This window comes from Gordonia sp. NPDC058843 (assembly GCF_042743165.1).
In the GTDB taxonomy this organism is placed as follows: domain Bacteria; phylum Actinomycetota; class Actinomycetes; order Mycobacteriales; family Mycobacteriaceae; genus Gordonia.
Genome location: NZ_JBHYNC010000018.1, coordinates 72,527 through 91,932, shown reverse-complemented (window position 1 = coordinate 91,932; position 19,406 = coordinate 72,527). Strand labels below are relative to the sequence as shown.

Annotated in this window: 18 protein-coding genes; 11 read left to right on the top strand and 7 right to left on the bottom strand. The window is 69.7% G+C overall.

All coding sequences use genetic code 11. From position 1 onward, the window contains the following. On the top strand, positions 1-1,235 hold a 1,235-nt coding region (locus tag ACFW3F_RS14165), incomplete at its 5' end, for a DUF222 domain-containing protein (protein ID WP_388058320.1). A gap of 43 nt (positions 1,236-1,278) precedes the next feature. Here the strand turns inward: ACFW3F_RS14165 and ACFW3F_RS14160 are convergent. Together ACFW3F_RS14160 and ACFW3F_RS14155 are read right to left on the bottom strand one after the other, a co-directional pair. Beyond that, positions 1,279-2,247: a hypothetical protein gene (locus tag ACFW3F_RS14160; RefSeq protein ID WP_388058318.1), complete on the bottom strand. Its 969-nt coding sequence runs from the start codon at positions 2,245-2,247 to the stop codon at positions 1,279-1,281. A gap of 69 nt (positions 2,248-2,316) precedes the next feature. Next, positions 2,317-2,904: an HhH-GPD-type base excision DNA repair protein gene (locus ACFW3F_RS14155; protein WP_388058317.1), complete on the bottom strand. Its 588-nt coding sequence runs from the start codon at positions 2,902-2,904 to the stop codon at positions 2,317-2,319. Positions 2,905-2,953: 49 nt separating this feature from the next. Here ACFW3F_RS14155 and ACFW3F_RS14150 point away from each other — a divergent pair, with 49 nt between their 5' ends. Continuing rightward, a complete protein-coding gene (locus ACFW3F_RS14150; RefSeq protein WP_388058315.1) occupies positions 2,954-3,499 on the top strand; it encodes a hypothetical protein in 546 nt (181 codons plus the stop codon). A gap of 1 nt (position 3,500) precedes the next feature. On the opposite strand, the gene ACFW3F_RS14145 is transcribed toward ACFW3F_RS14150, so the two are convergent. The 4 genes from ACFW3F_RS14145 to ACFW3F_RS14130 all read right to left on the bottom strand — a co-directional run bounded on the left by ACFW3F_RS14145 (position 3,501) and on the right by ACFW3F_RS14130 (position 7,504). Then, positions 3,501-4,163 carry a lysoplasmalogenase gene (locus ACFW3F_RS14145; protein ID WP_388058313.1) on the bottom strand — a complete coding sequence of 221 codons (663 nt, stop codon included), beginning with the start codon at positions 4,161-4,163 and terminating at the stop codon, positions 3,501-3,503. Then, positions 4,160-5,443, bottom strand: a complete 1,284-nt coding sequence (locus ACFW3F_RS14140) for an alpha/beta hydrolase family protein (RefSeq protein WP_388058311.1) — start codon at positions 5,441-5,443, stop codon at positions 4,160-4,162. Before ACFW3F_RS14140 ends, ACFW3F_RS14145 begins: the two co-directional genes overlap by 4 nt. Before the next feature lie 52 nt (positions 5,444-5,495). Then, entirely contained in the window at positions 5,496-6,398 is a 903-nt protein-coding gene (locus tag ACFW3F_RS14135) for a hypothetical protein (RefSeq protein ID WP_388058309.1), read from the bottom strand. A 275-nt stretch (positions 6,399-6,673) separates the two neighbouring features. Further along, positions 6,674-7,504, bottom strand: coding sequence for a hypothetical protein (locus tag ACFW3F_RS14130; protein WP_388058307.1), 831 nt, complete (start codon positions 7,502-7,504; stop codon positions 6,674-6,676). Between the two features lie 299 nt (positions 7,505-7,803). Between ACFW3F_RS14130 and ACFW3F_RS14125 the strand changes: the two genes are divergently transcribed. The 4 genes from ACFW3F_RS14125 (at position 7,804) to ACFW3F_RS14110 (ending at position 12,558) form a co-directional block, all read left to right on the top strand. Then, positions 7,804-8,874, top strand: a complete 1,071-nt coding sequence (locus tag ACFW3F_RS14125) for a thiamine ABC transporter substrate binding subunit (RefSeq protein WP_388058305.1) — start codon at positions 7,804-7,806, stop codon at positions 8,872-8,874. 7 nt (positions 8,875-8,881) lie between these two features. Continuing rightward, a complete protein-coding gene (locus tag ACFW3F_RS14120; RefSeq protein ID WP_388058333.1) occupies positions 8,882-10,537 on the top strand; it encodes an ABC transporter permease in 1,656 nt (551 codons plus the stop codon). After that, on the top strand, positions 10,534-11,610 hold the full coding sequence (locus tag ACFW3F_RS14115; RefSeq protein ID WP_388058303.1) for an ABC transporter ATP-binding protein: 1,077 nt from the start codon (positions 10,534-10,536) through the stop codon (positions 11,608-11,610). Before ACFW3F_RS14120 ends, ACFW3F_RS14115 begins: the two co-directional genes overlap by 4 nt. 105 nt (positions 11,611-11,715) lie before the next feature. Next, positions 11,716-12,558 (top strand): DMT family transporter, encoded by an 843-nt coding sequence (locus tag ACFW3F_RS14110; RefSeq protein ID WP_388058331.1) that lies wholly within the window; start codon positions 11,716-11,718, stop codon positions 12,556-12,558. Between the two features lie 10 nt (positions 12,559-12,568). Here the strand turns inward: ACFW3F_RS14110 and ACFW3F_RS14105 are convergent, their stop codons facing one another. Next, entirely contained in the window at positions 12,569-12,745 is a 177-nt protein-coding gene (locus ACFW3F_RS14105) for a hypothetical protein (protein ID WP_388058301.1), read from the bottom strand. A gap of 208 nt (positions 12,746-12,953) precedes the next feature. Here ACFW3F_RS14105 and typA point away from each other — a divergent pair, with 208 nt between their 5' ends. From typA to ACFW3F_RS14080, 5 genes are all read left to right on the top strand, one after another. Beyond that, positions 12,954-14,864: a translational GTPase TypA gene (typA, locus tag ACFW3F_RS14100; RefSeq protein WP_388058299.1), complete on the top strand. Its 1,911-nt coding sequence runs from the start codon at positions 12,954-12,956 to the stop codon at positions 14,862-14,864. Between the two features lie 158 nt (positions 14,865-15,022). Further along, a complete protein-coding gene (locus ACFW3F_RS14095) occupies positions 15,023-16,894 on the top strand; it encodes an ABC transporter family substrate-binding protein (RefSeq protein WP_388058329.1) in 1,872 nt (623 codons plus the stop codon). Next, positions 16,891-17,790 (top strand): N-acetyl-1-D-myo-inositol-2-amino-2-deoxy-alpha-D-glucopyranoside deacetylase, encoded by a 900-nt coding sequence (gene mshB, locus ACFW3F_RS14090; protein ID WP_388058297.1) that lies wholly within the window; start codon positions 16,891-16,893, stop codon positions 17,788-17,790. The genes ACFW3F_RS14095 and mshB overlap by 4 nt, the downstream gene beginning before the upstream one ends. A gap of 3 nt (positions 17,791-17,793) precedes the next feature. Further along, positions 17,794-18,192, top strand: a complete 399-nt coding sequence (locus ACFW3F_RS14085) for a facilitated glucose transporter (RefSeq protein ID WP_388058295.1) — start codon at positions 17,794-17,796, stop codon at positions 18,190-18,192. Positions 18,193-18,239: 47 nt separating this feature from the next. Beyond that, entirely contained in the window at positions 18,240-19,379 is a 1,140-nt protein-coding gene (locus ACFW3F_RS14080) for an FO synthase (protein WP_388058293.1), read from the top strand. Positions 19,380-19,406 lie beyond the last annotated feature (27 nt).

Sequence of the window (19,406 nt, the reverse complement as noted above, 5' to 3'; positions counted from 1 at the left end):
TCATCGAGGTTCTCGATGAATCGATCGCCGACCTGCTGCGCACTCGGGTCGGGTCGTGGTCGACCTCGGGTCTGCGTGACATGATCGACCGTCTGGTCTTCGGCCACGACGCCGACGCGGTCCGCCAGCGGCGCCGCGAAGCGCTCGACAAGCGTGGCGTGTGGACGGAGAACCACGGCGACGGGACCGGTGAGATCACCGCGGTCATGGCCGCGGAGAACATCCGGGCCTGCGACGCCTCGGTGCGGGCGCTCGCCGCATCGGTGTGCGACCGTGATGGGCGCACCCTCGGGCAACGTAAGTCCGATGCCATGTGCGCGTTGCTCACCAACACGGTGTTCACGTGCGCCTGCGGTCAGTCCGAGTGCACCGCCACACCTTTCGATCCTGCCGATGCGGGGCCAGGCACCGAGATCGTCATCCACGTCGTGACCGACGCCGACACCCTCGCCGGCGGGTCGGGCCCCGGGTGGGTCGACGGGCACGGAGTCATCTCCGACGAACACGTACGCGACCTCGCCGCACGGCCCGACGCCACCATCCGACCGGTGACCCCGCCACGTACCCCACCGTCGCGAATCGTCGCCGACTACGAGCACACGCGAACCGCGAATGCCGTCGCACCACAGCATGATACGGACACAGTGGTGGTCTTTCCGGGTGCCCAACCGGGTGACCCGTATCGGCCGACCACTGCGTGTGCGGAGTTCGTGCGGGTGCGTGACGGTTACTGCACTGAACCGGGTTGCACGCGTTCGGCATTCACCGCCGATGTCGATCATGTCGCCGAGTACGACCACGCACATCCTGCCCGCGGGGGTGCGACCTGCAGTGAGAACCTCAACGCCAAGTGCCGTGCCGGTCATCTGCACAAAACGCACGGCGAGTGGACGGATGTGCAGTACCGCAACGATGAGGGTCGTCTGGTCACCGAATTCGTGACTCCGGAGGGGTTCGTCATCCCCGGCGAGGCCGAAACCCTCGAGGACCTCTTCCCCAACCTGCGTCGTATCCGGTTCGAGCAAGCCGCGAAAGCCCCACCGAATCCGCGGATCATCGTGCCCGAGCGGCCACACCGACAACCACGCACGATCACCGAACGAACCGCCGCGAAACACGCGAAGCGGCGAGAAGAACGTGCGCGGAACAAGGCACAGCGCGAAGCGAACCGACATGCCCTGACCGCGGCGGCCAACCGTCAACCGAACACCGATGACAACCCGCCGCCGTTCTGAGTGGCTGCGGTTTCTGGGTGGTTGGGGCTGCAGTGTCCGGAGGCTAAGCCCGCGGGTACCCGTTCGAGTCGGCGGGAGTTGCGTCCCCGTTGCCGTTACCGCCCGACCCCTTCGGCGGACGGGTGAGCCGCTTGGGAAGTCGTTCGGCGAGGCCACCCAGAGGTGCGACCGTCTGGTTGAGCAGGTCCACGGTCTCGGCCAGTTCGTGCACCGTGTCCTGCATCGCGAGCAGGTTCGGCGCGAGCTGCCCGATGACCTCGGTCAGCTCGGTGATCCGGTCCAGCGGACCGCCGGGTGCGATGGCCCGCTCGACGGCGCCGTCCTCACCGACGAGTTGATCGAGCAGCCCACCGTCCGCGGCGAGCCGGTCGAGGATGCCCCCGGCCGCGGTGACCTTCTCCAGCACGCCGTCCGGTGCCGTCAGCTTGTCGACGATTCCGCCCTCGGAGGTCAGACGTTCGAGAATGCCCTCGTTCTCGGTGAACTGATCGACGACGCCGCCTGCACGGGTCAACCGGTCGAGGGGGCCGTCCTTGGCGGTGAGACGGATCAGAATGCCGCGTTCGTCAGCCATCTGATCGAGGAGCCCGCCTTTGGCGGTGAGCTTCTCGAGCGGGCCGTCTGGTGCGGTCAGGCGGTCGATGACGCCGCCCGGGTTCAGCAACCGTTCCAACGGGCCACCGTTGGCGAGGATGCGCCCGAACGGCCGGTCGGGCCCGAGTAGCTCCGACAACTGGTTGAGCAAGGCGAGCGGCGTGCGAGCACTGCCCAGCTCGTCGGCGTCGACCCCGACGGCCAGCGCGAGTTCGTGCTGGACGCTGCTCGCGGTGACCCGGGCGATCGTGACGGCGGACTCCGCGGCGCTCAACACCACGCCGGTCACCGCGAATCCGACCCGGAACGGCAGCTCGACGAGTGCGCGGCCGGGATCGAGCGCGGCCTGCCGACGCTCGACACCGCGTCCACCGGGGACGGGGCGGTCGGGGAGTGGCCGATCCGGAAGGGACTCCATGGTGTCCGACCCTAGGCCAATGGGTGTTCGTTCGGGGTGAGGGTTGCGCTATTCCGGCGGGCGGTGTCGCTACCGACTTTCGGTGCCGGACGTCTGTGCGGCCTTGGCGGCTTTTGCCGCCTTCTTGAAGTCGCGGACCTTCTGCAGCGAATCCGGGTCGGTCACGTCGGCGACCGAACGGAACCCCTTCTTGCTGTAATCGCCGGCGACCTTGGTCCAGCCTGACGGTTTGACGTCGAGCTGCTTGGCGACAAGGGCGACGAAGATCTTGGCCTTCTGGTCGCCGAACCCGGGCAGGGCGCGCAACCGCTTCATGAGGTCGGCGCCGTCGGAGGCCTCGGTCCAGATACGCGAGGCATCGCCGTCGTACTCCTCGGCGACGACCTTCGCGAGTGCCTGAACCCGGCCGGCCATCGAACGTCCGTAGCGGTGGATGGCCGGGGGAGTGGCGCACAGGTCGGCGAACGCCTCGGGCTCGGCGTCGGCGATCTCGACCGGATTCATCGTGCCGAATCGGTCGCGGATCTTGGCCGGCCCGGCGAACGCCCGTTCCATCGGGAACTGCTGGTCGAGGAGCATTCCTGTCAGTAGGGCGAACGAATCGCTGGAGAGGAGTTCGTCGGCCGCGGGTTCCTGGGCGATCTGGATCTTCGGCATGGGTCGATTCTGGCAGACGGCGCCCCCCGCGCGGCTCTAGACTGCCTCCATGGTCAGCGGGGAGAACACGGTCGGCTTCGACAACAGCAGGCGTCGGCGAGGGCGCGTCGGGGCGGGGACGATCGCGACGATGGTCGCAACCGTGATGGGGTTGGCGGTGTCGCTGTTCGGGACGGGCGTCGCGGCGGCCGCGCCGGCAGACGACGGCGCGAACTACGTCACCACCCTGCGGTGCGACAGCGTCAACCCGTGGCCCGCGGGCACGGTCAAGGTCCGGGTGGACGTGTTCAACCAGATCCGGCACCCCGCCGACGGTCTGCCCGGCCCGGTCATCGCGCTCATCGGCACCGACCGCGCCAAGCGCGTCGCGCTCGAATACACCTACGAGGTGTCGGTGTCGTGGCGGAATCTGCGTACCGGACGGTCCGGTGTGACGACGGTTCCCGGCCGTGGCTACACCGTCAAGTGGCAGGTCGACATCCACCCGGGAAGCGGTCCGGTGAACTTCACGATCCGCCAGAAGATCGGTGCGCTCGCGTTCTTCCCGATGACCAACCCGAAGTACTCGACGTGCTCGGATCGCGCTGTCGCGTGACCTACCGGTCGGCGAGTCCGCCGATCAAGAGGTACTGCGCGGTGAAGTAGCTCGCGAGCACCCAGGCCTCGCCGGCCATCCGAAGGCGAGGGTTTGCGACCAGGTGGCGCCGGTTGATGATCGCCAGGTCCGACAGCAGGAAGAACCAACCGCCGGCTCGCATGCGCGGCTGCGGGGAGGGCACGTCCGACGCCAGCGCCGACATCGTCGCGAGTGTGTTGCCGTATGTACTCAGAACCGGCAGCAACGCGGGGCGGTGGCGGGCCAGCACCGTCGCCGACTGGGCGAGGATGCCCACCCGCGGTGCGATGGTACGGACCGACGGTCGTCCGCCCGCGCGCCACATCGCGGCCGCGTAGCTCAGCTGTGCACCCGCGAAAGAGGTTGCACCCCTGCGGAGATACCGATCCTTGGTCGCCGGGTCGTCGCGTTCGAACTCCTCCTGCAGCATCAACCGGTCGCCTGCCGCCGAGAACCCGAGCACGGCCGCCAATGCGACGGTGTCGGCGACCGGGCGGCGTCGAGCGCCTGCGGCCACCCGCGCCGCGAGCAGGATGATCGGCAGCGGCTTGGTGATCTCGGCGCTGCGTCGGCCACCGGCGGACCCGCTGACGGTCGCTGCCGCAGCGGCGGCCGCGTAGGCGATCCGGAAGGCTCGGTTCACCGGAGAATCCGTGCGACGAACCCACGGATGTCGTTGTCGGAGAATCGGTTCGATTGGACCCCGTCAAGCGTCAGGTAGGTACGGGCCGACACCTTGGAGTCGCCGACCCGCGCGTCGTTGAGGTACTTGAGGGTGAGCGGCACGACAACGGAGGTGTCCTGCAGAGTCTGTGTCATCAGAACCGGCCGCTCGAAACCCCGAGTGGGCAACTCCGTCGCCTTGGTGAGCAATTCGGTGAGTTCGGTGTTCCCCGACAGCGGCTTGGTGAACAGCGAGCCGATCGCGAGACCGTCCACCTCACGGACGAATTCGGTCACACACGACGCGGCGGCCCTGGTCATCCATTTCTTTCCGGCGTCGGTGAGGTAGGCGTTCACGTCGATGTCCGGCTGCGCGTTGCGGATCGCGCTCAGCGTGTACAGCGCGTCGGCGGCCAGCCCGGACGGCATCGCCGCCGACGACGGGCCGAGATTGGCCACCAGCGAACCGAATTGGGCCGGGATCGAACTCGCCGCGGCACCCTTGAAGTCGAGTTTGCCGCCCTGGATCGTCGGCGCCAACCGGGCGAGCGTGATGGCGGCCGCCGCTCCCTGCCCTTCGCCGACGACAGCCCACGAACGCGACAGGTTGTCGGCGATGTCCCGCGAGGCGCGCACCGCGTCGACGATGTTGCGGGCGGTGGCCTCCAGGTCGTAGTACTGCGGGGTACCGGGAGTCCCGACGCCTGCGTAATCGGTACTGACGACGGCATACCCACGTCCGAGCCAGCGCTTGAGCTCCTCGGTGTCCTCGGCTGTCGGCCGCGACGACGGCGCGCACTTGTCGGCGATGCCCCGCGAGCCGTGCGCCCATGCGACGATCGGCCACCCACCGGCCGGGGCACGCCCGCTGGGCACCATGAGCACGCCGGACGAGAGGTGGGCCTTGCCGTCGGCTCCGGTGCTCCAGTAGGTGAAGTCATTACCGGAAGCGGCTCCCGCGACCGTCCGGGCGCGGGGGAGTTCGCGGTTCGCGTAGACGGCGCCCGGGGTCTGTCCCGGACCTCGCGTGTCCACGGTGCCGGCGTTGTCGTCGGCGGGGGCGGCGCCGTCGTCGGACGACGGCTCGGATGCCGGGGCGGACGTGCCCGGTGTCGAGGTGCCCGGGGTCGGTTCGGCCGCGGCGGTCGCGGTGAGGCCGAAGGCGGCCGGAGCCACGACGATCGTCAGAGCCGCAGCGGCCGCGAGGGTGCGTGAGAGGCGAGCACTCCGGGGTTTCGAAGTGTGGTCGTGGGGGTTCATGTGTTGTCAGTTCGTTCTGTGAGGGGAAACTGGGTTCCGATAGCGTTGTGGCTCAAGCGTTGACGACGCCAACTGCCGGTAGGAACCAGCAGTTCTGGGTGCCGTTGCTCGCGTTGCCGAAGACCGCCGACAGGATCGTGCCGCTGCCGGTCTTCACCGGTGCCAGCCGTACCCCGGACAGCAGGGGCAGCGCCGTCAGTGCGGTCTTGTCGGTGATCGGATCGAGATCGGCGAATCCGCCCTGCAGGGTGCTGGTGTTGAACCAGGCGACCTGCATCGTGCCGCCGCTGCCCGCGGTCGGGGAGGCGGGCACGAAGGCGTAGGCGGTCTCGCCCTTGTCGACGAGGTTCAGCTTCTCGGGCAGTTTGACGCCGGGGATCATGTCGAGCAGCGGCTTGAGCTGGGTCAGCGGATCGGTCTTCATCGGCCACGGACCTGCCACGGCTCCGGCCCCGGCGGTGACGAGACCGAGCGGGTTGTCGGCGGTCGGCGCGGTGCAGAACGGCGACACCGACGGGGTGAGCGTCTGGATGCCGAGGGTTCGCAGCAGGGCGATGGGATCGGTCGGCGCGGCGACCGGGGTGGCGGCCGGCGTGGGTGCACCGTCGGCGGCCGCGGGCAGGGGGAGGGCGCCCGCGCGACCGGCGATGTCCTCGACGGAGAGCTGCCCGGCGCTACCCATGATCGTCTGCGCGGCCTGAACCGCGATCTGATCCACCCCCGCGGCCTTCAGCAGGCGGATCGCGCCGGCCAGTTCGGCGTCGAACGGGATCGCGAGTGCGCCCAGCATGTTGGCGGGGATGAGCGGTTCGGCCGCCGCGGGTGCCGAGGTGGCGGTGAGCGTGGCCGCCGCCATCGCCACACCCATGAGACCGGCGCCGCAGCGCCGAATCGCGCGGCTGCGAGTGACGCGCAGACCGGCGTCGGGGCGCGTGAACCGAGACGTGAGGGACATGGCTCTCCTTATGGCGACCGGTTATGACAACCGAGCACCCGCCACGTGTGGCGGGTGTGACAGATGGGACTTGAGTTACAAGAGACCATGACGGTGTCCGCCCCGGCAAGTCGCGAGTCCGACCTGTGACACGGGCGCGATCGGCAAGAGACCGAACCCCGGCCGACCTGCGTGAATGTGGCGCCCGATTGTCGGGGTTGCCCACGAAAGCCCGCAGCACGACGAAGGCACCCCGGCGATGAGCCGGGGTGCCTTCGTCGGTGAGAGGGGAAAGGTCAGATGATCGCGAGTCCGATGACCGGGACGATCGTGCAGGACACGATCTGGCCCTTCGTCTTGGTGGTCACGTTCCCGTGGATGGCCGAGATGACGCGGCCCTTGCCGGTGCGCGAGATTCCGGTGAAGGTGCCGGGTCCCTCCTGGACGTTGATCTTCGGGTTGCGCTTGAGCGTCGTGGTGCCGGTGCGACCGGTGTCGACGTTGAACCAGCTCACCGTGAGGGGTGCGGCCTTGTTGTCGATGGCCGGGCCGGTACCGAGCGAGGTGTAGACGTAGCCGCTCTCGCCGCGCTTGGGGCCGGGAGCCGGCGCTTCCTGTGGTCCGGCGGTGACCAGGGCGCGTCCGAGCGAACCGCCGCCCGGGATGCAGCCGAGGCCGAAGGTCGGATAGAGGAATTCCTGGATCTTCGGGGCGTTCGGGCCCTGCGGGATCTCCGGATCGCCGGGCTTGCGCTCGGCGGCGAGCTCACGCGCGGCCTGCTTGCGTCCGGGTTCGCCCAGGAAGTCGGCGATCGAGCGCCAGATCTTGCTGACCTCACCGGGCATCCCGGGGGTGTCGGCGAAGGACTGGGCCTGACGGAGCAGGTCGGCCGAGACCTTGCCGTCGGGGCCGGGGGTCGCCACCGAGCCGATGATGGCGGGAGCGAACGCGCCGAGCGAGTCCAGCACGCGCTGGTCGGGCTTCGGGGCCGGCGCAGCCTGCGCGGCCATCGGCAGCGCGAGTGATGTGGCCGCCGCGAGCGCCGACACGGCGACGAGGAGGCGACGGGTCCGGATTCGATGCGGAGCATTGCCGGATCGCAACCTCAGTGGCCGGGAGAAACGCACTGGTGTGTCCTAACGGTCGTGGCGCAAGCGGGAAAACCGCCCGGCGCCTCGTGGTCGTGTCATCCGCCCGGGTGTCGGGTAGCGCACAGCCCATCCTCTCACCCTGGTCGTCGCGGGTCATTCTAAGCCCCCCGCAGGTTCCACTGTCCAGGCCGTCACGGTGTTATAGGTGGGGTTCATGTGGTTATTGATGCAATTGTTACTGAAGTGATGTCCCGATGGTTGAATCGTGCGCGAGATCGGCAACCTGGTTGGATGAGGAGCATTCGTCGAATCGGCACGCCGAACAGGAGTCTGATGTGAATGAGCTTCTCACCGACAGTGTGTCGGGTCGTCGACGCGTGGGATCGCGGCTGACGCGCGGCATCGTCGTCGTGGCCGCGCTCGCGCTGGCGGCGACAACGGCGACTGCCTGCGCCGACGATTCGTCGTCGGGTGCGGAGGTCACGCTGCTCACCCACGATTCCTTCGAATTGCCCGAGTCGGTGATCGGCGCATTCCGCCAGGAGACCGGCCTGACCCTGAAGATCGTGAAGTCCGGCGACGCGGGGCAACTGGCGTCGACGGTGTCGCTGACACCGGGCGCTCCCAAGGGAGATGCCGTCTTCGGCATCGACAACACCTTCGCGTCGCGTCCGATCGACGCCGGAGCCCTGGAATCCTACGAGTCGCCCGCCGCGGTCGACGGTGCCGCGGACTACGCCGTACCCGGCGCCGAGGGGCAGCTGACGGCCGTCGACCGCGGAGACGTGTGCCTCAACATCGACGACGGCTGGTTCCGGTCCAGATCGTTGAACCCGCCGGCGAGTTTTCGCGACCTCACCCGGCCGGAGTTCGCCGCACTCACCGCGGTGACCGACCCCGCGACCTCCTCGCCGGGCACGGCTTTCCTGCTCACCACGGTCGGTGCGCTCGGCGACGGTTGGCAGGACTACTGGAAGCAGCTCATCGGCGGTGGTGCGACCGTCGTCTCGGGCTGGGAGGTCGCCTACAACCAGCTGTTCACCGCAGGCGAGGGCCGCGGCGACAAACCCATCGTGCTGTCCTACGCCTCGTCCCCGGCGGCCACGCCCGGGACCAGCGCGCTGCTCGACAGCTGCTTCCCTCAGGTCGAGTACATCGGCATCCTGAAGGGCACCCGGAACTCCACCGGCGCACGCAAACTCGTCGACTTCATGCTGAGCCCCACTGTGCAGAAGGAACTCCCGACGTCGATGTACGTCTACCCGGTGCAGCGCGACACTCCGCTGCCGGAGGGCTGGCCGGCGCGCGCGGAGGTGCCCGCCTGGATGTCGTCGCTGCCGCCCGCCACCATCGCGGAAAACCGCGAGATGTGGCTCGATCAGTGGCGTGCCGCGGTCGGCCGGTGATGCCTCGGTGACCCGGGCCGGGACGGCGGTCATCCGGGCGAGCCGGGCTGCCGGACCGGTTGCGCTGTGGCTGATCCCGGCGCTGTTCGTCGTGGTGCTGTTCGCGTGGCCGGTCATCGCACTCGCCCGGCGGGCAGTCGCGATCGCCGGGGATTCCGGGGCGGATCTCGGTGACCTGCTCGATCGCACGGACGCCCTGGGGCTTCTCGGCGTCACCCTGGGCCAGGCGGCCGCCTCCACCGTCCTGGCGCTCGCCGCCGCAGCACCCATCGCCTGGTTGTTCGCGCGGGTCCGCGGGACCACCGCGGTCGTTCTCGCCGTCGTGGTGACCGTTCCGTTCGTGTTGCCCACGGTCGTCGTCGGTGTGGCCTTCCGCTCGCTGCTGTCCGGCCCACTGGCCTTCCTGCACATCGAATCGGGACTGTCGGCCGTCCTCGCGGCGCACGTGTTCATCAACATCGCCGTGGTCGTCCGCGTCGTCGGCGCGGCCTGGCGCAACCTCGACCCGCGGCTCCTCGAAGCGGCGCGATCGCTCGGCGCGAGTCGGATGCGAGCGACGATGACCGTGGTCGTGCCGCGACTCGTGCCCGCGATCGCCTCGGCCGCCGCGCTCATCTTCCTGTTCTGCTCCACCAGTTTCGGTGTCGTGATCATCCTCGGGGCCGGTGAGCTCCGCACGCTCGAGACCGAGATCTACACCCAGGCCATCGGGTACTTCCGAATCCCGGAGGCGGTCGCGCTGTCGATGCTCCAGATCGTGGTGGTGATCGCTGCGTTGATGCTGACGCGCGTGTTCACCGATCCGGCCGGCCTCGGATCCGGTGGCGGCGGCCGACGGGCCGAACGTGAGCGCAGGGTCGCCGGCGGGCGCTGGACACGACCGGCCGTCTGGGCCGTCGGGGCGTGGACGGCGGTACTGCTCGTCGGACCCGTCGTCGTACTGATGGTGCGGTCGGTGCGCCCGGTCACGCACGGAGACTGGACGCTCGCCGGCTATCGCGCACTCGCCGAACCGGTCAACGGGGTGACACCGCTGGAGAGTCTGCGCTACTCCCTGGTGACCGCCACCGCGGCGACCGCGATCGCGTTGCTGGTCGGGACCCTCGCCGCCGTCGCACTGCACCGCGCGCACGGCGTGGTCGGGGCGATCGGTTCGGCCATCTCGCTCGTGCCGCTCGGAATCAGCGCGGTCACACTCGGATTCGGCTACCTCATCGTGCTGGCGTCGCTGCCGTACGAGATCGCCGCCTCACCCGCCGTCATCCCACTCGTCCAGGCGCTCATCGCGATCCCGGTGGTCATCCGCATCATGATGCCGGCACTCGAATCGGTGCCGACCCGGCTTCGGCATGCCGCGGCGACGTTGGGGGCCAGACCGATCCGGGTTTTCGCGACGGTCGATCTGCCGATCATCGGGAGATCGATGGGGGCGGCCGGTGGTTTCGCATTCGTCATGGCCCTGGGCGAGTTCGGCGCGACGAGCTTTCTCGCACGCGCCGACACGACCACCCTGCCGGTGCTGATCGGGTCCGCGCTGAACCGGCCGGGCCCCGACAACCTGGCGACCGCCATGGCCGCCTCGATGGTCCTGGTCATCGCGACGGTGCTCGCCGTCGTCGTGGTCGAGGCGTTCCGTCCCCGCTCGGAGGTTCCGCTGCTGTGACCCCGAACGATCCGACGCCCGTGGCCGACCCTGGCGAGCAGGCCGCGCTGGAGGTCTGTGACCTCACCATCGCCTACGGCGGCGACACCGTCATCGACGGTCTGTCCTGGCGCCTCGGGGGAGCGGGTTCGCTGGTGACCGCGATCCTCGGTCCGTCGGGTTGCGGAAAGTCGACCCTGATCCGCGCGATCGCCGGACTCGAGTCGCCGGTCCGGGGAACCGTGCGGTTCGGCGGTGTCGACCTCGCCGGGGTCGAGGTCCATCGCCGGGATTTCGGCGTCGTGTTCCAGGACGGGCAGCTCTTCGGTGGGCGCAGCGTCGCGTCGAACATCGGATACGGGCTCCGGATGCGGCGCTGGTCGCGCCGCGCCATCGCCGAGCGTGTCGCCGAGATGCTCGATGTCGTCGGCCTCGCCGGATATGACGAGCGCCTCGTCGACACCCTGTCGGGCGGCCAGGCCCAACGGGTCGCGCTCGCGCGGGCGTTGGCCCCCCATCCGCGTCTGCTGTTGCTCGACGAGCCGCTTGCAGCCCTCGATCGTCGCATGAGAGACGAACTGGCCGTGGAGATCTCGGAGATCGTCCGCGCTGCCGGCGTCCCCACGATGGTGGTCACCCACGATCACGCCGAAGCCGCCACCATGGCCGACGAGATCGCGATCATGCGGGACGGGGTGATGGTCCAGACCGATGCCCCGGCGGGGTTGTGGCGACGCCCGGTCGACGAGTGGACGGCGCGGTTCCTCGGCGCCACGACCGTGATCGACGCCCAGATCCGGTCGGGCGTCGCCGACACCGTCCTCGGTGAGATGACGCTGGCCCTTCCCGACGGCTCCCGCCGACTCGGTCTCCGGCCCGAGTCGGTGGCGATCCGTCCGCTGTCGCCACCGGAGTCTGCGGATCCGCAGACGATGGCGACCGTCGTGCTCGTCGCCGAACTCCCGGCCGGCCCGCGGGTGCGCATCGACACCCCGGTCGGCGAGATCGACGCCGTGACGGACGCCTCGGTGGCGATCGGCGATCGTGTGCGGATGGCCCTGGTGCCCGAACGGGTCGCGGTGATCGGGCCGTGACGTGACAACACGCTCGGGGAAGACGCGCTCGGGGACAACACGCTCGAGGGTCAGGACGTCGCCGTGTCGGTGACCCGACGCGACGTGCTGGTCCCACCGGGTCTGATGGTCGTCGGCGCCACGTCGATGTACCTCGGTGCGGCCGTCGCCGTCGGGCTGTTCGACGTCATCTCCCCGGCCGCGGTCGCCTGGCTGCGGATCGCCGGGGCCGCCCTGGTGCTGCTGCTGTGGGTGCGGCCGCCGCGGACCGCCTGGCGGTGGGAGCGACTACGCCTCGCCGGATGCTTCGGGTTGATCACCGCCGGCATGAACATCGCCTTCTACGAGGCGCTCGCGCACCTGCCCCTGGGTACGACGGTCGCCCTGGAGTTCCTGGGACCGATCGTGGTGGCCGCGTTGGGTTCTGCGACGCGCCGCGACGTGGCCGCGCTCGTCCTGGCGGCGGTCGGTGTGGTCCTGATCGCCGACGTCCGGTGGTCGGGAACGGCGGTCGGCGTCGTCCTGGCGCTGACTGCGGCCGCGTGCTGGGCGGGGTACATCGTCCTGGGCAAGCGGGTCGCGGCGCGTGGCGCGGGCGTCGAGGACCTGGCGACCGGCTTCGCGGTGGCCGCCCTGCTCACCGCGCCGCTCGCGTGGTGGGTGGCCGACGCGGTACGCGAGGGGGCCGCGCTGCCGGTGGTCCTCGGACAGGGCCTCCTGCTCGGCATCGCCTCGACCGCGGTGCCCTATGCGCTGGACCAGATCGTGCTCAGGCGAGTCGGACAGGCCAGATTCGCGATCCTGCTCGCGCTGCTCCCGGTGACGGCGTCGGTGATCGGGCTCCTCGCGCTGGGTCAGGTGCCACGGCCCCTCGAAGCGGTCGGGATCGCGCTGGTGGCGGTGGCGGTCGGCGTCCGATCGGTCGATGACGACGACCCCGACCGGGATCACGAGCTTCCCCCGGGGTGACGATTTCGGGTCAGGCCGCGCGCGCCTTCTTGAGCGCCTTGTGGAGTTCCTTCTTCGACATCTCCGAGGTGTCGAGCTTGCGCATCCGATGGATCACCACCGGGCAACGAACGCAGCGCGTCGAGCTCTTGCAGCACTTCTTCTTGGGCTTCAGAGAGCCCACTCTGGTCGGGTCGACCTTGCCCATACGGGGAGGTTAGCAGACCCTAACTCCACTGCTTCTGGGTGCTGTGATCGCGGTCTCACCGCCCGAGCCGATAGTCTGTGACCTTGAATCCCTAGGTGATCTGCTCCCCGCGCCGGTCAGAGCCGTTCGGCTGCGAACGTCAGAGACGTTCGGCAGAGACCCGGACCCCGGCCGCTGCTGCCGGTCCCAACCACACGAAAGAGAGCCAGTGAGCGCTGTCCCCACCTTCCGCAACGTCGCGATCGTCGCGCACGTCGACCACGGAAAGACCACACTCGTCGACGCCATGCTGCGCCAGTCCGGCGTCTTCGGTGAGCGCGCCGAGGTCGTCGACCGGGTGATGGACTCCGGTGACCTCGAACGTGAAAAGGGCATCACCATCCTCGCCAAGAACACCGCGGTCCACCGGCGCCAGCCGGACGGCACCGAGGTCGTCATCAACGTCATCGACACCCCCGGCCACGCCGACTTCGGCGGCGAGGTCGAGCGCGGCCTGTCCATGGTCGACGGAGTGGTCCTGCTCGTCGACGCCTCCGAGGGCCCGCTGCCGCAGACGCGCTTCGTGCTCCGCAAGGCGCTGGCGGCCGAGCTGCCGGTGATCGTCGTCGTCAACAAGACCGACCGTCCCGATGCCCGCATCCAGGAAGTCGTCGACGAGACCCAGGACCTGCTCCTCGACCTCGCGTCCGACCTGGACGACGAGGCCGCCAAGGCCGCCGAACTCGTTCTCGAGCTCCCGGTGCTCTACGCCTCGGGCCGCGCGGGCAAGTGCAGCACCATCCAGCCCGCCAACGGCGAGGTCCCGTTGGGGGAGAATCTCGACGACTTCTTCGACGTCCTGCTCCAGCACGTCCCGGCGCCCAAGGGCGATCCCGAGGCGCCGCTGCAGGCCCACGTCACCAACCTCGACGCGTCGGCCTTCCTCGGCCGCCTCGCGCTGGTCCGCATCCACAACGGCACCCTCCGCAAGGGCCAGCAGGTGTCCTGGTGCCGTGAGGTCGACGGCGAGGCCGTCGTCGAACGAGCCAAGATCACCGAACTCCTCGCCACCGTCGGCGTCGAGCGCACGCCCGCGGAGGCCGCGTCGGCCGGCGACATCGTGGCCGTCGCCGGTATGCCGGAGATCATGATCGGCGACACCCTCGCCGACCTCGAGAACCCGCAGCCGCTGCCGCGGATCACCGTGGACGAGCCGGCCATCTCCGTCACCATCGGCACCAACTCCTCGCCGCTGGCCGGCCGGGTGTCCGGTCACAAGCTGACCGCCCGGATGGTCAAGCAGCGTCTGGATTCCGAACTGGTCGGCAACGTGTCGCTGCGCGTGCTCGACATCGGCCGGCCGGATGCCTGGGAGGTGCAGGGTCGTGGTGAGCTCGCGCTCGCCATCCTCGTCGAGCAGATGCGCCGTGAGGGCTTCGAGCTGACCGTCGGCAAGCCGCAGGTCGTCACCCGCAAGGTCGACGGCAAGGTCCAGGAGCCGTTCGAGCACCTGACCGTCGACGTACCCGAGGAGTACCTGGGTGCGGTCACCCAGCTGCTGGCTGCTCGGAAGGGCCGCATGGAACAGATGAACAACCATGGCACCGGATGGGTCCGGATGGAGTTCATCGTGCCCTCGCGCGGACTGATCGGCTTCCGGACCGACTTCCTCACCGAGACGCGCGGCACCGGTATCGCCAACGCCGTCTTCGACGGGTACGACGCGTGGGCAGGCGAGATCCGCGCCCGCCACACCGGGTCGCTCGTCAGCGACCGCGCCGGCACCGTGACCCCGTTCGCGATGATCCAGCTGGCCGATCGCGGCACGTTCTTCGTCAACCCGGGCGACGACAGCTACGAGGGACACGTCGTCGGGATCAACCCACGGCACGAGGACCTCGACATCAACGTCACCCGCGAGAAGAAGCTGACCAACATGCGTCAGTCCTCGGCGGACGTGATGGAGACCCTGGCGAAGCCGATGCAGCTCGACCTCGAGGCCGCCATGGAGTTCTGTGCTGCCGACGAATGTGTCGAGGTCACCCCCGAGGTGGTCCGGGTGCGTAAGGTTCATCTCGATTCGAACACGCGTGCCCGCGAGCGCTCGCGGGCCAAGTCCCGGGATGCCGCTGTCAGCTGACGATCGGCGCCGAACGCGGTGGTAGACACGTTTGACGGACCGAGAAGCTTCTTTGTCATGGGGGTACCCGAGTGAATCGCGCCAGACCACGACCGGGCCGCGAGACCACGAGTCGCGTCCGGGGCAGGCTGTTCGGTGTGCTCTCGTGCGGGATCGCGATGCTCGTGGTGCTGACGGCGTGCATGTCCGATCCACCGCCTCCGGTTCGGGACACGGGTCCGCCGCCCACCCCGACCGAGTATCCGGTGGAGAAGACGGTCTACATCGCCACCGACTCGGTCGGAGCCGGGTTCAATCCGCACATCGCCGCGGACCAGAACCCGGTGACGACGGCGGTCGCGGCGATGACGCTGCCCAGCGCGTTCGCGCCGGTGCAGACGCCGGACGGGACGGTGTGGGAGCTCCAGCGCTCGTTCGTGACCTCCGCCGAGGTGACGTCGCGGGCGCCGTTCACGGTCACCTATCGCATCCACACCGACGCCCAGTGGTCCGATGGTCTGCCGGTGACCGGTGACGACTTCAACTACCTGTGGCAGCAGATGTCCCGGCAACCCAACGTGGTGGCGCCGGCCGGCTACCGCCTCATCGATTCGGTGCAGTCCCGGGAGGGCGGCAAGGTCGTCGAGGTGCAGTTCGAGCGGCCGTATCCCGCCTGGCGAGAACTCTTCATCGGGCTGCTGCCCAGTCACGTGCTGAAGGGCGCGCCGGCGGGTTTCCAGACCGGGATGGACACCGGCAAGCCGGTGTCGGCGGGCCCCTACGCGATCGTCGGGATCGACAAGACCCGTGACGAGGTCCGCCTCGCCCGTAACGACCGGTACTGGGTCACCCCGCCTCGGCTGGATCAGATCGTGCTGCGCCGCGCGGGCACCTCGGCCCAGATGCTCGATTCGGTGCGCTCCGGCGACTCGGCGGTCGTGGCCCTCGGTGCATCGCCGGCCACCGACGCCGAACTGACGGCCCTGCCGGGTCTGGAGACCGCCCGCAGCCTGACCTCCCGGTCACTGGGTGTGAGCGTGAACGCCCGCACCGACGCGATGAGCTCGGTGGAGGTCCGGCGTGCGATCCTCGGACTGGTCGACCCGCGGCTGACCACCTTCGCCGGTGCCGGGGACTGGGTCGTCGAACCGTTCGCCAACACCGTCTTCGCGCCGTCGGACCCGGGCTATTCGCCGGTGACCCGCCCGCGAACCGGACCTGCCGAGATCGACGCCCTGCTGGGCGCGGCCGGTTATCGGCGCGCCGCACCGGAACCCGTCGGTTCGGCATCCCCGGTGCCGTCGGCGTCGTCGGGGGCCTCGTCATCGGAGGCATCGTCTTCTTCGTCGGCGACACCGTCCCCGTCCGAGTCGCCGGCCCCCGGCCAATCATCGGCCCCCGGTTCGGTCGAGGCCCCGATCGAGGGGCTGGTCGAGGTGCCGGAGCTGCCGGACGGCATCCTGCCGTTCCAGCGAGACGGACAGGATCTCATCGTGCGTGTCGGTGCGGTCGCCGGCGATCCGCGGACGACGTCGGCCGCGTCGAGCATCGTCGACCAGCTTCGCGGCGCAGGGGTGCGTGCGCAGATCGTCACGCTCCCCAACAGCGAACTGTACGGTTCCGCACTCACCAACAAGCGCGTCGACCTGGTGGTCGGGTGGTCGGGTCTCGGCGTGCCGCCGGCGGCGTCACTCGCCTCACAGGTCGACTGCAACCAGCCCAAACCAGGCACCGAGCCGTCGCCCGCGACGCCGCCGACCCCCACCAGCATCGCGCCGAGCGGGGGCGATCCCGGTGACAGCTACGCGAGCAACACCTCCGGGTTGTGCGATCCCCGACTGATCGAACTCGCGCGCAACGCGCTCTCCGAGGACGACCCGGTCCCCACGCTGAACGAGGCCGAGCCGTTGCTGGCCGCACAGGCGATCTACCTTCCGCTGTACCAGGACTCGATGGTCGTGGGAACCACGACCGCGGTGCGCGACGTGCCTCTCACCGGGCCCATCCAGGTCTCGATCTTCGGGACCGCGGTCGACTGGGAGCTGTCGTGACCGGTGCCCCGGCCGATCGGCGGTTGCTGCTCGTCCATGCCCACCCCGACGACGAGACGATCATGACCGGCGGCACCATCGCCCGGTATCTCGCCGAGGGCGTCGACGTCCGGGTTCTGACATTCACCCTCGGTGAGGAGGGCGAGGTCATCGGCGACGAGTGGGCGCAGCTGGTCGCCGACGGCGGCGCCGACCAGCTCGGCGGATTCCGGGTCCTCGAACTCACGCGGGCACTGGCCGCGCTCAGTCCCGCCGGCCGGCCCCCGCTGCGGCCGCAGTTCCTCGGCGGCGCCGGACGCTGGCGGGACTCCGGCATGGCCGGAGCGCCGTCCGCACACCACCCGCGGGCGCTCGTCCGGGCGCCGATGAGCGAACCGGTCGGTGCGCTGGTCGACGTGCTCACCGACTTCGCGCCCCAGGTGGTCGTCAGCTACGACGCCTCGGGAACCTACGGACACCCCGATCACAAGCTCGTGCACGAGGTCACAGCCGCCGCGGTCGCGCGGGCCCGCGAACTCGGCACCGGGCCGGCGAAGATCTACGAGTCGGTGACCGAACGCAGCGCCCTCGAGTCCGGTCTCGCCGACGCGGTCGCCGTGCCCGACGGCTGGCGGATGCCCCGCGACGGTGAGCTGCCGAGCTATCCCGACGACGACATCACCACCGAGATCGACATCAGTGCCCACCTGGCCCAGAAGGTCGCCGCCCTCGCCGCCCACGCCACCCAGGTGACGGTTGCCGCGTCGGGGACCGAATACGCACTGTCGAACAACATCCTGCAGCCGATAGCCGGTGCGGAGCACTTCATCCTCACCGAACCAGAACGGCACGAGTTCCTCGGAGGCCCGCGAGGCACGGGCAGGCGCGAATCGGACCTGTTCGCCGGGATCGACTAGTCGATGCCACGTCTCGTCCGCCCTGTACCGGGTTCCGTGCTCGACCGAGTGCTGCTCGGCTTCCTCGTCGTCGACGGGTTCGCGATCGGGCTCCTGAGCGTCGCGTTCACCTACCAGCGCTTCGGCGGCGTCGCGCTACCCGTCGCGGCTCTGGCAGCCGGGGTGGTCAACGCCGCTCTCCTCTGGCTCGCGGCCGGTTTCACCGCCACCCCGTGGCGGTACGGCCCCCTCGCCGCGTGGGGAGTCGTGGTCGTCATCGCCGGTGGCCTTCCCGGGCCGGGCGGCGATGTGGTGCTCTCGATCAGCGGTGACTACCTGGTGCAGACATTGCTGCTCCTCGTGTTCGGCGTCGGGCCCTGCGCCGCGCTGGGCTGGACGGGTCGGCTGCCCGAGCCCGACTAGACCGCACCGCGCAGGGGCGGCGCGGCTCGGGAGTTAGAGTGGGGGACATGCTTCTGCGCGCGTGGGCCGAAGACATCACGGCCCCGATCGAGCGCGTCACGGCCGCACTGAGCCGTGTCCGTGACGACCCGACCGTCGGGGCCGATGCCCTCGACGATGATGGCTGGGTCGCGCTGCTGGGTGCCTCCGGCGCGCAGCTCGACGAACTCTGCGACCTCGCCGACGCCGCGCGTCGCCGGGCCACCGACCCGGACGTGCTGACCTTCGTGGTCAACCGGAACTTCGACACGGGCGTCGTCAGCAGGCTCGGCCCGGCCGACCCGGGGCTGGACGAACTGGTGGCCGAGGCGGTCGGGCTCGGCGCAACCGAGATCTGCATGCAGGGACCGCTGCCCGCCGAACTCCCCGCCGACCGGTACGTCGGGCTCGTGGAGGAGATCACCGGTGCCGCCGACGGGCTGCACCTGCACGCATATCGGGTCCCGGAGGTCGTCGACGGCGCCGAGCGTGCCGGAGTGTCCGTCGTCGAACATCTCGAGCGGTTGCGATCGGCGGGCCTGGGCTCGGTCCCGGGCACCGCCGCCCAGGTACTCGACGACACCGTTCGGGCGCAACTGTCACCCACCGGCTCGGCGCCGCCGGTCGCCGGCTGGGTCGATGTCATCCAGAAGGCCCACCGTGTCGGGCTCTTCTCCACCGCGACGATGCTCTACGGGCACATCGAGACGCCCGCGCACCAGGTCGCACACCTGCGGTTGCTTCTCGAGATCCAGCGTCGCACCGGCGGATTCAGCGAACTCATCCTGATGCCGCTGCTTCCGGAGAACGTGCCACCCCACCTGTCCGACGCTGCCTCGCGGACCGCGTCGGAGCGGGAGACGCGCGCGGTGCACGCCGTCGCACGTCTCATGTCCGCAGGCCTCGTCGACCACCTCCAGGTGGCCTGGACGAAACTGCCCGCCACCACCGTCGATCTGGTGTTGCGCGGTGGCGCGGACGACCTGGGTGGTCTACTGCTCGACGGCACTCTGATGCCCGACGCCGGGCCGGAGGCGGGCCGCGTTCTCGATGCCGCCGCCGTGGTCGACATCGCGGCCCGGGCCGGCCGCACACCCCGCCAACGCACCACCCGTTATGAGGTGCCCGAGCCGGCACGGCAACTCCCGCTGCCCCAGGTGTCCTCGTGAGCGGCACCACGTCTTCCGGAACGCAGT

What these genes read in the sequence shown, in the direction of transcription:
- ACFW3F_RS14160 (WP_388058318.1), bottom strand. Translation starts at nt 2,247, where the DNA reads ATGGAGTCCCTTCCGGATCGGCCACTCCCCGACCGCCCCGTCCCCGGT.
- ACFW3F_RS14150 (WP_388058315.1), top strand. Translation starts at nt 2,954, where the DNA reads ATGGTCAGCGGGGAGAACACGGTCGGCTTCGACAACAGCAGGCGTCGG.
- ACFW3F_RS14085 (WP_388058295.1), top strand. Translation starts at nt 17,794, where the DNA reads ATGCCACGTCTCGTCCGCCCTGTACCGGGTTCCGTGCTCGACCGAGTG.
- ACFW3F_RS14080 (WP_388058293.1), top strand. Translation starts at nt 18,240, where the DNA reads ATGCTTCTGCGCGCGTGGGCCGAAGACATCACGGCCCCGATCGAGCGC.
- ACFW3F_RS14155 (WP_388058317.1), bottom strand. Translation starts at nt 2,904, where the DNA reads ATGCCGAAGATCCAGATCGCCCAGGAACCCGCGGCCGACGAACTCCTC.
- ACFW3F_RS14105 (WP_388058301.1), bottom strand. Translation starts at nt 12,745, where the DNA reads ATGGGCAAGGTCGACCCGACCAGAGTGGGCTCTCTGAAGCCCAAGAAG.
- ACFW3F_RS14095 (WP_388058329.1), top strand. Translation starts at nt 15,023, where the DNA reads ATGCTCGTGGTGCTGACGGCGTGCATGTCCGATCCACCGCCTCCGGTT.
- ACFW3F_RS14140 (WP_388058311.1), bottom strand. Translation starts at nt 5,443, where the DNA reads ATGAACCCCCACGACCACACTTCGAAACCCCGGAGTGCTCGCCTCTCA.
- ACFW3F_RS14110 (WP_388058331.1), top strand. Translation starts at nt 11,716, where the DNA reads ATGGTCGTCGGCGCCACGTCGATGTACCTCGGTGCGGCCGTCGCCGTC.
- ACFW3F_RS14135 (WP_388058309.1), bottom strand. Translation starts at nt 6,398, where the DNA reads ATGTCCCTCACGTCTCGGTTCACGCGCCCCGACGCCGGTCTGCGCGTC.